This window comes from Longimicrobium sp., assembly GCF_036399255.1.
Lineage (GTDB): Bacteria > Gemmatimonadota > Gemmatimonadetes > Longimicrobiales > Longimicrobiaceae > Longimicrobium.
The window spans coordinates 23490-36123 of record NZ_DASWNM010000110.1 but is presented as its reverse complement, the minus strand read 5'-3'; the positions used below and the strand labels follow the sequence as shown (position 1 = coordinate 36123).

At 71.2% G+C, this 12634-nt stretch carries 10 protein-coding genes; 7 read left to right on the top strand and 3 right to left on the bottom strand.

Annotation, left to right across the window (positions count from 1 at the left end; all coding sequences use genetic code 11):
* Positions 1 to 468: 468 nt before the first annotated feature.
* Entirely contained in the window at positions 469 to 1755 is a 1287-nt protein-coding gene (locus VGC13_RS20575; RefSeq protein WP_331127163.1) for an amidohydrolase family protein, read from the bottom strand.
* Entirely contained in the window at positions 1748 to 3181 is a 1434-nt protein-coding gene (locus VGC13_RS20570) for an amidohydrolase (RefSeq protein ID WP_331127162.1), read from the bottom strand. Before VGC13_RS20570 ends, VGC13_RS20575 begins: the two co-directional genes overlap by 8 nt.
* Before the next feature lie 366 nt (positions 3182 to 3547).
* Between VGC13_RS20570 and VGC13_RS20565 the strand changes: the two genes are divergently transcribed.
* From VGC13_RS20565 to VGC13_RS20540, 6 genes are all read left to right on the top strand, one after another.
* Positions 3548 to 4819 (top strand): PepSY-associated TM helix domain-containing protein, encoded by a 1272-nt coding sequence (locus VGC13_RS20565; protein ID WP_331127161.1) that lies wholly within the window; start codon positions 3548 to 3550, stop codon positions 4817 to 4819.
* A 471-nt stretch (positions 4820 to 5290) separates the two neighbouring features.
* Entirely contained in the window at positions 5291 to 6169 is an 879-nt protein-coding gene (locus tag VGC13_RS20560; protein ID WP_331127160.1) for an SDR family oxidoreductase, read from the top strand.
* The gene (locus VGC13_RS20555) at positions 6169 to 7146 is read left to right on the top strand and encodes a TIGR03885 family FMN-dependent LLM class oxidoreductase (RefSeq protein WP_331127159.1); all 978 of its coding nucleotides are present in this window, start codon (positions 6169 to 6171) and stop codon (positions 7144 to 7146) included. Before VGC13_RS20560 ends, VGC13_RS20555 begins: the two co-directional genes overlap by 1 nt.
* Positions 7147 to 7217: 71 nt before the next feature.
* Positions 7218 to 7697, top strand: coding sequence for a hypothetical protein (locus tag VGC13_RS20550; protein WP_331127158.1), 480 nt, complete (start codon positions 7218 to 7220; stop codon positions 7695 to 7697).
* A gap of 25 nt (positions 7698 to 7722) precedes the next feature.
* On the top strand, positions 7723 to 9351 hold the full coding sequence (locus VGC13_RS20545) for an alpha-amylase family glycosyl hydrolase (protein WP_331127157.1): 1629 nt from the start codon (positions 7723 to 7725) through the stop codon (positions 9349 to 9351).
* 218 nt (positions 9352 to 9569) lie between these two features.
* Positions 9570 to 9971 (top strand): hypothetical protein, encoded by a 402-nt coding sequence (locus VGC13_RS20540; protein WP_331127156.1) that lies wholly within the window; start codon positions 9570 to 9572, stop codon positions 9969 to 9971.
* Between the two features lie 206 nt (positions 9972 to 10177).
* On the opposite strand, the gene VGC13_RS20535 is transcribed toward VGC13_RS20540, so the two are convergent.
* Positions 10178 to 10954, bottom strand: coding sequence for a c-type cytochrome (locus VGC13_RS20535; RefSeq protein WP_331127155.1), 777 nt, complete (start codon positions 10952 to 10954; stop codon positions 10178 to 10180).
* 258 nt (positions 10955 to 11212) lie between these two features.
* On the opposite strand from VGC13_RS20535, the gene VGC13_RS20530 reads away from it, so the two are divergent.
* Positions 11213 to 12520, top strand: a complete 1308-nt coding sequence (locus tag VGC13_RS20530) for an erythromycin esterase family protein (protein WP_331127154.1) — start codon at positions 11213 to 11215, stop codon at positions 12518 to 12520.
* The last annotated feature ends 114 nt before the right edge of the window (positions 12521 to 12634 follow it).

Genomic DNA, 12634 nt, shown 5'->3' with positions numbered 1-12634 from the left:
GTCGCCGAAGCGGAGATCCGGTCCGCAGACTCCTTCCTCGATGGCATCCATGCGTGCGAACGCATAGGCTTCCGCGCGCGCCGCCGCGTGCCGGGTACGCGCGCCTGCATAGCTCGAGCGCATCACCCCTGCCGGGCCTCTCGCACCAGCAGAGCTTGTCGCCACAGTTCCACCTCACCCATCTGCCCCATCCAGTCTGATCCCGAAGGCGCTCACAGTGAACAGAGCATAACAGCGACGGGAACCAACCGGAAGTGCTGGCGGGAAGTAGGTCCGCGAGCTGGCTGGATAGGGGTGGTATCAGCCTGATTCCGTGCTTGCTGCGGCGGATTCTGACTGCCGAACGCAAGCCGCCCCCGCGGACCCATCGGTCCGCGGGGGCGGTTCGCCGCGATCATCCGGCCCGGCGTGAGAGCGGCGCGACTCACGCACTTCCGCACTCACGCACTCACGCACTCACGCACTGTCCTACGGCCTCGGCGCGGGGTACGTCCGCACGTTCTCGTCAAGGTTCATGTAGCGGTCGCGCAGCAGGGTCTCGCGGCTCACCAGCGGCACCTCCTGGCCGCGGATGAACACGTGCTCCACGTTCGTCAGCAGCTCCAGCGGGTCGCCGCTCCACACCACGACGTTCGCCACCTTCCCCACCTCCAGCGTGCCGTAGCGGTCGGCCATCCCGTAGATCTGCGCCGGGTACAGGGTGATGGCCCGCAGCGCCTCCTCGTACGGAAGGCCGTAGGCCACCGCGTTGCCGGCCTCCTGGCGAATGTTGAACGCCCTGTACGTCTCGCCGGTGGTGATGGCCACCTGCACCCCCGCCCGCCGCAGCAGCGCCGCGTTGTCGTAGCGCGCGCCCAGCGACTCGAAGCTCTCGGGCAGGTTGCGCAGCACCTTCACCAGCACCGGCACCCGCGCCCGCGCCAGGTCGTCGGCCACCATCCACCCCTCGGTGCCGCCCGTGATGATCACCTTGAGGTCGTACTCCTGGGCCAGGCGCAGCACCGTCTGGATGTCGCTGGCCCGGTGCGCCTCCACCACCAGCGGCATCTCGCCGCGCAGCACCGGCTGCAGCGCCGCAAGGTCCAGCCGGCTCACCGAGAACTCGCGCGTCTCGCCGCGCTCGTACCCCTGCGGGTTGCGGTTCCACGCCCGCGCGTCCTCCAGCACCTCGCGCAGCCGCATGAACACCCCGCCGCGCGTGCCGCCCCCCGCCTGGTGCGCGTTCTCGCTCACCGAGCCGAACATGGCGATGGGCGAGCGGATCTGCATCTCGGCGATGTTGTCGCCCACCAGGTCGAAGGCCAGCCCCTGGCCCGCGATCAGCCCGCCCGCCGGACGGCTGACCACCGTGGTCACCCCGGCGATGCGGGTCACCGGGATCACCATCGACCGGGGGTTGATGCCGTCGGCCACGTTGAAGGCCGCCGCCACCTGGTCCTCGTTGTCCTGGAAGCGGAAGTCGTTGGTGGTGCCCACCGACTCCACCTCGATGAGCGCCATGTTGGTGGACGACTCGATGAGCCCCGGCGTGACGATCTTTCCCGTGGCGTCGATGCGCCGCGCGCCCGCGGGAACGGCGATCCCCGCGCCCACGGCGGTGATGCGGCCGTTGGTGATGATGACGGTGCCGTTGGGGATGGCGGGCCCCGAAACGGGGTGCACCGTGCCGCCCGTGATGGCGATGGTCTGCGCCGCCGCCGGGGCGGCCGCCAGCGCCGCGGCCGCCAGCGCGGCCGAAAGGAACCGGTTAGTCATTCGAGGCCTCCGCCGGGAAAAGTCCCACCTCGAAGTCGGTGCGCGGCTGCCGCGACGGGTCGAAGCGGTCGAAGATCAGCGCGCCGTCGATGTACACGCGGTCGGCGCGCGCGTAGACGCTGAAGGGGTTGTGCGACCAGATCACCACGTCGGCCTGCTTGCCCGTCTCCAGCGTCCCCACCTGCTCGTGGATGCCCAGCGCCCACGCCGCGTTGGCGGTGATCCAGCGCAGCGCGTCGTTCTCGCTGACCTCGATTCCCGCCTCGCGGCCGGCCTGGAGGGCCTTGGCGGCCTCCTGGTTCAGCTTCTGGATCCCCGTGGGGTCGTCGGAGTGGACGATGGCGCGGGCGCCGGCCTGGTGCACCATGGCCACGTTGGCGCGGGTAAAGTCCAGCGCCTCCATCTTGAAGCCCCACCAGTCGGCCCACAGGCTGCCGCTGATGCTGTCGCGGGCCATCAGGTCGCGCACCTTGTACGCCTCGACCCCGTGGTGAAAGGAGCGGATGCGGAAGCCGAACTCGCGCGAGATGTCGATCATGTTGGCCATCTCGTCGGCGCGGTAGCAGTGGTTGTGGATCAGGATCTCGCCGCGCAGCACCCCCGCCAGCGTCTCGAGCTCCAGGTCGCGCGTGGGCGCGCTGGCTCCGCCCCCCGCGCTGCCGCCCTGGCCCGCGCCGTTGCCGCCGGCCGCGTCCATCCGGCGGCGGTAGTCGGCGGCGCGGATCCAGGCGTTGCGAAAGCCAGCCACGTTGCCCATGCGGGTGCTGGGGCCGCCGCGCTCGCCGTACACGCGCTTGGGGTTTTCGCCGCACGCCATCTTGAGCCCGTACGGCGCGCCGGGAAACTTCATCTGCTGCATGGTGCGCGCGGGCACGTTCTTCAGCGTCACGCTGCGGCCGCCGAACAGGTTGGCGCTGCCGGGCAGGATCTGCATGGACGTCACGCCGCCCTCCAGCGCCCGGATGAAGCCGGGGTCCTGCGGCCACACCGAGTGCTCGGCCCACACCTCGGCGGTGTTGGGGCTGGTGGCCTCGTTGCCGTCCTCGTGCGCCTGCACGCCGGGGCTGGCGTACACGCCCAGGTGCGAGTGGGTGTCGATGACGCCCGGCGTGACCCACCGGCCGGTGGCGTCGACCACCACCGCGTTGGCCGGCGCGTCCACCGTCTGGCCGACGGCGGCGATGCGGCCGTCCACCATCAGCACCTGGCCGTTGGGGATCACCTGCCCCGCGGCCGTCATCACCGTGCCCCCGCGGATGAGCGTGGGGGCCGAGGGGAGCGGCCGGTAGGTGGACGGGAACGGGTCCGCCGCCCGCTGCGCCCCGCTCTGGCCCTGGGGCGCGGGTGAGCCGGCGGGCCGCGCCTGCCCCTGCGAGCAGGCGGCGGTCGCCGCCCCCAGCGCCAGGGCGCACAACGCACGCTTCATGTGCTTCTCCCGAAAGCGTTGCGAACGATTTGCGGCACCCCGGCGTTCAGGTTTTTTAGCATTCACGAGAGCAGGGATCGACGGCTCGGGGAGTGCGCTGCGCGGGTGCCGCTGGAAAGGTCGGCGGCATAATGCCGTATACACGATACAGGGGCAAGGGCGAACGTCCGTTCGGCGGCTCGATGGATCGGATCGCGGAGCATCCGCAAAGGTGAAAATCGTTCTCACACGCTCTTGACGCCGTCCCGGCACTCCGGTATTAGTTGAGAACGGTTTTCATCTACTCTGCTCCTGACGCCGCCCGCCGGTCCGCCGCGTGGGCGTTCGTCGTGGCGAAGGCACCCCTCCTGAACGGCGGACCTGGTCGTGAAGCTGTTTCGCAAGCTGGTATTCTGGACGCACCTGGTGACCGCCGTGAGCGCGGCCGTGGTGATTTTGCTGATGTCGGTGACCGGCGTGCTGCTGACCTACCAGCGGCAGATCACGGCCTGGGCGGACCTGCGCGGGCTGGAGGCCGGGCCGCCGGCGGCCGGCGCCGCGCGCCTGGCGCCGGACGCGCTGCTGTCGCGCGTGGCGGCCACGCACCCCGGCACGCCCACCACGCTCAAGTGGTTCGCGGACGCGGACGCGCCCGCGCAGGTGGCGTTCGGGCGCGAGAAGACGCTGTTCGTGAGCGCGTACACGGGCCAGGTGCTCAGCGAGGGCTCCATGGGCGTGCGCGCGTTCTTCCAGAAGGTCGTCGCGCTGCACCGCTGGGTGGGCGGCGAGGGCGAGCGTCGCGAGCTGGGCAAGATGATCACCGGCGCCGCCAACCTGGCGTTCCTGTTCCTGGTGGTCAGCGGCTTCTACCTCTGGTTTCCGCGCAACTGGACCCGGAATGCGTTCCGGAACGTGACCTGGTTCCGGCGCGGCCTCTCTCCCAAGGCGCGCGACTTCAACTGGCACAACGTCATCGGCTTCTGGTCCGCCGTGCCGCTGTTCGTCATCGTCGTTTCCGGCGTGGTCATCTCGTATCCCTGGGCCGGCAACCTGGTCTACCGCGTCGTCGGCGACACCCCGCCGCCTCCGCAGGGCGGTGCCGGCGGACCCGCGGGACCGGGGGGCGCGTCGGCGTCGCGACCTGGCGGCGCGGGTGGGGAGCGCGGTGCCGGTGGAGAGCGCGGCGGGCGGGGCGGGGGCGATGCGGGCGAGGCCGTGCCGCTGGACGGCATCGGCGTGCTGGCGGCGCGGGCGGAGCGGCAGGTGCAGGGGTGGCGCAGCATCACGCTGACGCTCCCCAAGAAGGCGGACGAGCCGGTCGCGTTCAACATCGACCGGGGCGACGGCGGGCAGCCGCACAAGCGCGCCTCGCTGGCGCTGGACCGCACCACGGGCGAGGTGTCGAAGTGGGAGCCGTTCCCCAGCCAGTCGCCCGGGCGGCGGCTGCGCGGCATCCTGCGTTTTGCGCACACCGGCGAGGTGCTGGGCATTCCCGGCCAGACGCTGGCGGGGATCGTGTCGCTGGGCGCCGCGTTCCTGGTGTGGACGGGCCTGGCGCTCACCTGGCGGCGCTTTCGCCAGTGGCGCGCCCCCAGGCGCACCGCGCCCGCCTCGCGCCGCCCCGAGGCGATGGAGGAGGCGGAGACGGTCTCCGTCTGACGGAACCCGCGGGTTTGGCCACCCCGGGTTAAAACCCGGGGCTAGAACGGCCATAAGCCCCGCCCTGGGCTCGCGGAGCTCGCCCGGCGGGGCTTCACCTGCTCGTGACGGCGGGCCTCGCGCGGTAGCGTTGCGGTCCGCATGTAGTTGAAGCCCCGTTCGGTGAGCGCAAGCGAGCCGAGACGGGGCTTATGGCATTTATAGCCCCGGGCTTTAGCCCGGGGACCACGCGGGGCACACAACCCTCCAACCCGCCCGGGGACCGCGCGGGGCACACATCATCCGACCCCGTTCACCCGTTCACCCGTTCACCCCATCACCCCATCACCCCATCACCCCATCACCCCATCACCCCATCACCCCATCACCCGTTCACCCCCACACCCCCTGCACCGCCCCCGGCACAACCCCTGCAACCTCCCCGCGCTCCGAAAATTCGCATCCATCCACCCGCAGGCAGGGATCTTCGATATGCTGGACCGCAACCCGCTGGCCGGGCCCGACCCGTCCGGCAAGCAGACCGACCAGCCGTACCCCGGCACCGACGACGACCTCAAGCCCGGCGCCGACCACGGCGAAACCAGCTACACGGGCTGCGGCAAGCTGGAAGGCCTCGCCGCCGTCATCACCGGCGGGGACAGCGGCATCGGGCGCGCGGTGGCCATCTGCTTCGCCAGGGAAGGCGCCGACGTGGCCATCGGCTACCTGTCGGAACAGGAGGACGAGGACGCGCAGGAGACGCGGCGGCAGGTGGAAGCCGCCGGGCGCCGGTGCATCGTCCAGCGGCTGGACGTGCGCGAAAAGCAGGCGTGCACCGACTTCGTGGACCTGGCGGCGAAGGAGTTCGGGCGGCTGGACATCCTGGTGAACAACGCTGCCTACCAGATGGAGCAGGAGAAGCTGGAGGACGTGACCGAGGAGCAGCTGGACCGCACCTTCCGCACGAACATCTTCGGCTACATCTACATGGCCCAGGCGGCGCTGCGGCACCTGAAGGCCGGCGGCGTCATCCTGAACACCGGCTCCGTCACCGCGCTGGAGGGGAACCCCGGGCTCATCGACTATTCCGCCACCAAGGGTGCCATCCACACCTTCACCAAGGCGCTGGCGCAGAGCATCGCCGACAAGGGGATCCGCGTGAACGTGGTGGCGCCCGGCCCGGTGTGGACGCCCCTCATCCCCGCCACGCTCGAGGACGAGCACGTCAGGAAGTTCGGCCAGGACAGCATGTGGAAGCGGGCCGCGCAGCCGGTGGAGATCGCCGCCGGCTTCGTCTACCTGGCGTCGGCCGACGCGCGCTACATCTCGGGCGAGGTGCTGGCGATCACCGGCAAGACGAGCAGCCGCTGATGGCGCGCATCGGATATCACGCCAGCCACGAGCAGTACGCCCCGGGCGAGCTGCTGCGGCTGGTGCAGCGGGCGGAGGAAGCCGGGTTCGGCAGCGGGATGTGCTCGGACCACTTTCATCCCTGGGGCGAGCAGCAGGGGCACAGCGGCTTTGCGTGGAGCTGGCTGGGGTCGGCGCTGCAGGCCACGTCGCTCTCCTTCGGCGTGGTCACCGTCCCCGGCGGATGGCGGTACAGCCCGGCCATCATCGCGCAGGCCGCGGCCACGCTGGCCGAGATGTACCCGGGCCGCTTCTGGATCGCGCCCGGGAGCGGCGAACTGCTGAACGAAGGGATCACCGGCCAGCGCTGGCCCGCCAAGGACGAGCGCAACGCCCGCCTGCGCGAAGGCGTCGACATCATCCGCGCCCTGTGGACCGGCGAAAAGGTGACGCACCGCGGGCTGATCACCGTCGAGGAGGCCAGGATCTACAGCCTGCCCAAGGTGCCGCCGAAGATCGTGGGCGCGGCGCTGAGCCCCGAGACGGCGGAGTGGATGGGCGGCTGGGCCGACGGGATGATCACCGTCGTGGGCCCGCGCGAGAGCATGCAGAAGATGATCGACGCCTTTCGCCGCGGCGGCGGGGAGGGGAAGCCCATCTACCTGCAGGCACAGCTTTCGTTCGCGCGGACGGAGGAGGAGGCGCTGCACGGCGCGTGGGAGCAGTGGCGCACGGTCAAGCTTCCCAGCCCCGTCCTCTCCGACCTGCGCCTGCCCACGCAGTTCGACGCCGTGGGCGAGGGGGTGAGCAAGGAGGACGTGAAGGGGAAGATGCGCGTTTCCGCCGACGTGGAGCAGCACCTGGAGTGGCTGGCGGGGGACGTGGAGATGGGGTTCGAGGAGATCAACCTGCACTGCGTGCACCGGGGCGAGCAGGCGCGCTTCATCGACGTTTTCGGGGAGCGTGTCCTGCCGCGGCTGGCCGGCACGTTGACGTAGGCGCGCGCCGCCGCTCCCTTGTGGGGCGGCGGTCTCTTCACCCCTCCTTCGCCCGCGACCCGGACACGCCCATGATCCGCACTCCCTTCGCGATCGTCGCCACGCTGGCCCTGGCCGCCACGGCCGGCGGCTGCGCGCCCCAGTGCACCTGCCCCGCGTCGGTTCCCGGCGGGGTGGCCGCCATCCCGGCGCCGGGCCCGGGGTCCGCGCCGCCGCCGGTGCCGCAGGCCGCCCCCGCGCCGACGGGCACGGTGCGGCTGCTGAACGCGGAACGGGTGGCGCGGCGGATGCGCGGCGCGTACCCGCAGTACCTGCTGGACGCCGGCACCACCGCCGACGTGCTGGTGGACGTCACGCTGAACGCGGAGGGCCAGGTGCAGTCCGCCGCGCCCGTGGGCCAGCCGGACGAAACGCAGGCCCAGTTCCTGAACGCGTCGCTGTCCCTTGCGCGCGAGCTGCGCTTTTCCCCGCCGGGCGCCGCGGGGGCGCAGGTGCGCGTCCGCATGCGCTTTCAGCCCAGCGGAAACCAGGTCACCATCGTGAACCCCTGATCCCGGGGCCGGAGGACGTACGCCGATGACGCAGGGGAGGGTGGAGGGGGGCGAGGCGGGGGCGGGGCCGGCGTGGTGGCAGCGCGGCGTCATCTACCAGGTCTATCCCCGCTCGTTCCAGGACACGGACGGCGACGGCGTGGGCGACCTGCGCGGCATCGTCCGGCGGCTGGACTACCTGCAGTGGCTGGGGGTGGACGCGGTGTGGATCAGCCCGTTCTACCCCTCGCCCATGGACGACTTCGGCTACGACGTCACCGACCACCGCGCGGTGGACCGGGCGTACGGAAGCCTGGTGGACTTCGACCGCATCGTGGCCGAGGGGCACGCGCGCGGAATCCGCGTGATCGTGGACTACATCCCCAACCACACCTCGTGGCGCCACCCCTGGTTCACCCAGTCGCGTGCCGCCCGCCACAACCTCAAGCGCGACTGGTACGTCTGGCGCGACCCCGCGCCGGGCGGCGGCCCGCCCAACAACTGGCTCAGCGCGTTCGGCGGCAGCGCCTGGCAGTGGGACGCGCCCACGGAGCAGTACTACCTGCACACCTTCCTTTGCGAGCAGCCGGACCTCAACTGGCGCAACACGGCGGTCGAGGTGGAGATGCTGGACGTGCTGCGCTTCTGGCTGGAGCGCGGCGCCGACGGCGTGCGGGTGGACGCCATCCAGGTCGTGATGAAGGACGAGCAGTTCCGCGACAACCCGCCCAACCCCGCCTACCGCGAGGGGGTGGACGATCCGTACGACGCCCTGCTGCGCCAGTATTCCGCCGACCGGCCCGAGGTGCACCGGCTGATCGCGCGGATGCGCGAAGTGGTGGAGGGGTACGGCGACCGGGTGCTCATCGGCGAGATCTACAACGAGGTCGAGCGGATGATGGCGTACTACGGCGAGGACGGCCGTGGCGTGCACTTTCCCTACAACTTCCAGCTGATCAAGCTGCCCTGGAACGCGCGGACGCTGGACGCCGCCATCCGCCGCTACGAGCGGCTGCTTCCGCCGGGCGCGTGGCCCAACTGGGTGCTGGGCAACCACGACCGGCACCGCATCGCCAGCCGCGTGGGGCCGGCGCAGGCGCGGGTGGCGGCCATGCTGCTGCTCACCCTGCGCGGCACGCCCACCATCTACTACGGCGACGAGATCGGGATGCACGACGTGCAGATTCCGCCCGACCGCGTGCAGGACCCGTGGGAAAAGAACCTTCCCGGCCGCGGCCTGGGGCGCGACCCCGAGCGCACGCCCATGCAGTGGAGTGCCGAGCCCGGCGCCGACTTCACCACCGGCGAGCCCTGGCTTCCCCTGGCCGGCGACTACCGCGTGGTCAACGTCGCCGCGCAGCGGGTGGACCCCGGCTCCATGCTGGCGCTGCACCGCGCGCTGCTGGCCCTGCGCCGGCGGGAGCCCGCGCTCTCCGTCGGCGACTGGGCGCCGGTGGACGCGGAGGGCGACGTGCTGGCCTGGCTGCGCACGCACGGCGATTCGCGCTTCCTGGTCGCGCTGAACCTGGGCGCCGAGCCTGCCACGCTGGAGTTCGATGGAGCGGGCGAGGTGGCGCTGGGCACGCTGGCCGGCGCGGAGGGCGCGCGCGTCGGCGGGACGATTGAACTACGGGGCGACGAGGGGGTGATCGTCCGGGTCGGCGGGAGCGAGTAAACTCGCCGCAACAAGGGCGGAAAGCCCCGCAAACTGCGCGGGGCTTCAACTGCTCGGATTTCGCGAAACACCCGTCCGCGCAGGCGGACATCGCGTTTTCCCAGACGCGAATTCATTCGCCCGGCGGCCGCGCGCGGGAATGAAGACCGGGCTGCCGTGGGCAGTCTTGGTTCGTCGGCTCCCGCTCTCCCCCACCGTCTCTCGCCCGGGTTTTCACCATGAGGATGATGCTCGTGCTCGCCGCTGTTGCCGCGCTGGCGGCTCCGCTGGCGGGGCAGGATGCGGATGGACCCCGTGCGCTGGAGTTGGCCGAAACCCCCACGTGGTTCACCCCGCGCTCCCCCGCCGCCACCGATCCGCGCCTTGCCGTGGCCGCGCCCGCCAGCCCGTCCGCCGCGGATTACGCGGTGGAGGCGCGGCCTCGCCTCTCGTTCGTCTCGATGATGATGATCGGTTCCGCGGTGGGATGCGTGGCCGGTGCCGTGATCATGTCCAGCGGGGACGACGTGGACGAGCGCGAAAAGGCGCCGGTGCGCTTCAACGGCTGCCTCGTCGGCGCGCCCGCCGGCATGCTCCTCGGTGCGGTGGTCGGCTGGGCCTCCGGCGCACGCATGCCCTGACGCGGCGATACTGGTTGCAAGGCACCGTCCGGGATGAGCGGGTAAACCCGCTGCTGGGAAAGCGACAAGCCCCATCCCGGCTCGCTCACGCTCGCCGGACGGGGCTTCGACCGCAACCGCGGAAACGCTCCGCGAGTCTTCGTGACTTTATACCCTCCCCCGCTCGCGGGAGAGGGTGCGAGCCTGAGCGAGCGGGTGAGGGCCCTCTACGGCTGCTCCCCCAGCGCCCGAAGCCGCTCCTGCGCCTGGCGGTTGTTGGGCTGGATGGTGAGCGCGCGGCGGTACTGCGTGATCGCGCGCGCCCGGTCGCCCGCCGCCTCGTACGCGCGGCCCAGCTCGAACGCCGCGCCGGCGGAGCTGGGGAACTGCTCCGCGTTCAGCTCCAGGATGCGCCGCGCGTCCGCCGCCCGCCCCTCCGCCGTCAGCCGCGACGCCAGCGTGCTCAGCGACCGCTCGCCAAAGTCGTACGTCCCCCGGCCGTAGTACTGCCGGCGCAGCGCCCCGTACGCCGCCACCGCCGAGTCCACCCCCATCCTGCGCGCCACCGTCCCCAGCGAGTCTTCCAGCGTCACCGGGCGCGGGGCGCCGCGGTGGCAGGTCATGCATCCCACCTGCATGGGGTTCTCGCCCAGGTTGGGAACGTCGGGAAGCAGGTCGCCGTTGATCTCCCGCACCATCCGCATCATCCCGCGCGCCACGTCCTTGGTGGGCTTGGCGTCCGAGGCAAAGTTCAGCGAGTCCGGCGGCCCGCCCTCGTACGGCACGTGGCAGTGCGTGCAGCGCACCCCCAGCGAGCTGGTGAAGTTGCGCATCACGGCGATCAGCTCGTCGTGGGGAATGTCCTTCGGCAGCACCTGCAGGTTCTGGTGCTCCCCGGCCTGTTCCGTGGGCGCGGCGCCCGACGTGGGGCGGGAGCCCTGGCCCACGCAGGCCGAGAGCGCGGCCAGCAGCAGCACGGTACGGAACGCCTGTCGTCTGTGCATCGGGCGGTGCGGAAAGGGGGATGGCGCCGGATCGGGTGCGGAGCGCCGGCCATGCATCGGCGGCGCCGCGTATCCGCCGGAGCCGCAATTTCCATGCTTTTCCGCCCCTCGCCCGCACCGCTCCGTTCGCGTGCAACGTGCACAGGATCGGGCGTGGATCATGCGAATCGCCGGTCTGGTGGAGGCGCGCGGCGGGGGAGAAATCCAGCCGGTCCGCGCGGATCACGGAACCAGGCCGGACGCGGCGAGAGGGGGACGATGGCGGGCGAACGTGAGCTGATCGAGGCGGTGAAGCGCGTGGGCAAACCCCTGCGCGACGAGGCGGACCTGGACCCGCTGATGGAGCGCATCGGCGACGCGCGCGTGGTGCTGCTGGGCGAGGCGTCGCACGGCACGCACGAGTACTACACCTGGCGCGACCGCATCAGCCGCCGCCTCATCCAGGAGAAAGGGTTCCACTTCATCGCCGTGGAGGGCGACTGGCCGGACTGCTACCTGGTCAACCGCTGGGTCAAGGGGGCGGACGGCGGCGGCTCCGCGCGCGACATGCTGCACGCGTTCGAGCGCTGGCCCACGTGGATGTGGGCCAACGAAGAGGTGGCGCGGCTGGCCGAGTGGCTGCGCGAGCACAACCGGTCGCTATCCGCCGACGACGCCAAGGTGGGCTTCTACGGGCTGGACGTGTACTCGCTCTGGGATTCCATGGACGTCGTGACCCGCTACCTGGAAAAGGTGGATCCGCAGGCGGCGGCGCGGGCGCGCGGCGCGTACGGCTGCTTCGATCCGTACGAGGAGGACGTGCAGGACTACGCCATGGCCACCGCCCTGGTCCCCACCACCTGCGAGGAGGAGGTGGTGCGCATCCTGAGCGACCTGCGCGCCAAGGGCCCCGACTACGCCGAGGAGGGGCGCGAGGCGTACTTCAACGCCGAGCAGAACGCCCTGGTCGCCCGCAACGCCGAGCGCTACTACCGCGCCATGATCCGCGGTGGCGCGCAGAGCTGGAACGTGCGCGACACGCACATGATCGAGACGCTGGAGCGCCTGCTCGAACACCACGGACCGGATTCGAAGGCGATCGTCTGGGAGCACAACACCCACGTGGGCGATGCGCGGGCCACCGACATGGCGCGCGCGGGGATGGTGAACGTGGGGTCGCTGGCGCGCGAGCGGTGGGGCGGGGACGTGGTGATCGCCGGCTTTTCGTCGCACCGCGGCAGCGTGATCGCGGGGAGCGAGTGGGGCGCGCCCATGCAGCGCATGCCCGTCCCCGAGGCGCGCGAGGGAAGCTGGGAGCACGTCCTTCACGAGGCCGGCGCCGAGGACAAGCTGGTGATGATGGACGACCTGGACGACGTGAAGGCCGCCGAGGCGTCGCGCGGCCACCGCGCCATCGGCGTCGTCTACCATCCCGAGCGCGAGGCGTACGGCAACTACGTCCCCTCGGTGCTCCCGTTCCGGTACGACGCCATGCTGTACATCGACCACTCCCACGCCCTGCATCCGCTCAAGATGACCGGCAAGATGGAGCACGATCCGCCGGAGACGTATCCGAGCGGGATGTGAGGTGAAGGGGTGAAGGGGTGAGCGGGTGAGCGGGTGAATGGGGGGAAGCCCCGGAGTGATGAGCGGGTGAACCCGCTGCTGGGAAATCGAGAAGCCCCGTCTCCGCTCGCTTGC

Bases quoted from the DNA above. Each gene is read 5' to 3' on its own strand.
- VGC13_RS20575 (WP_331127163.1), bottom strand. From the start codon at position 1,755: ATGACTAACCGGTTCCTTTCGGCCGCGCTGGCGGCCGCGGCGCTGGCG.
- VGC13_RS20570 (WP_331127162.1), bottom strand. From the start codon at position 3,181: ATGAAGCGTGCGTTGTGCGCCCTGGCGCTGGGGGCGGCGACCGCCGCC.
- VGC13_RS20560 (WP_331127160.1), top strand. From the start codon at position 5,291: ATGCTGGACCGCAACCCGCTGGCCGGGCCCGACCCGTCCGGCAAGCAG.
- VGC13_RS20555 (WP_331127159.1), top strand. From the start codon at position 6,169: ATGGCGCGCATCGGATATCACGCCAGCCACGAGCAGTACGCCCCGGGC.
- VGC13_RS20550 (WP_331127158.1), top strand. From the start codon at position 7,218: ATGATCCGCACTCCCTTCGCGATCGTCGCCACGCTGGCCCTGGCCGCC.
- VGC13_RS20545 (WP_331127157.1), top strand. From the start codon at position 7,723: ATGACGCAGGGGAGGGTGGAGGGGGGCGAGGCGGGGGCGGGGCCGGCG.
- VGC13_RS20540 (WP_331127156.1), top strand. From the start codon at position 9,570: ATGAGGATGATGCTCGTGCTCGCCGCTGTTGCCGCGCTGGCGGCTCCG.
- VGC13_RS20535 (WP_331127155.1), bottom strand. From the start codon at position 10,954: ATGCACAGACGACAGGCGTTCCGTACCGTGCTGCTGCTGGCCGCGCTC.
- VGC13_RS20530 (WP_331127154.1), top strand. From the start codon at position 11,213: ATGGCGGGCGAACGTGAGCTGATCGAGGCGGTGAAGCGCGTGGGCAAA.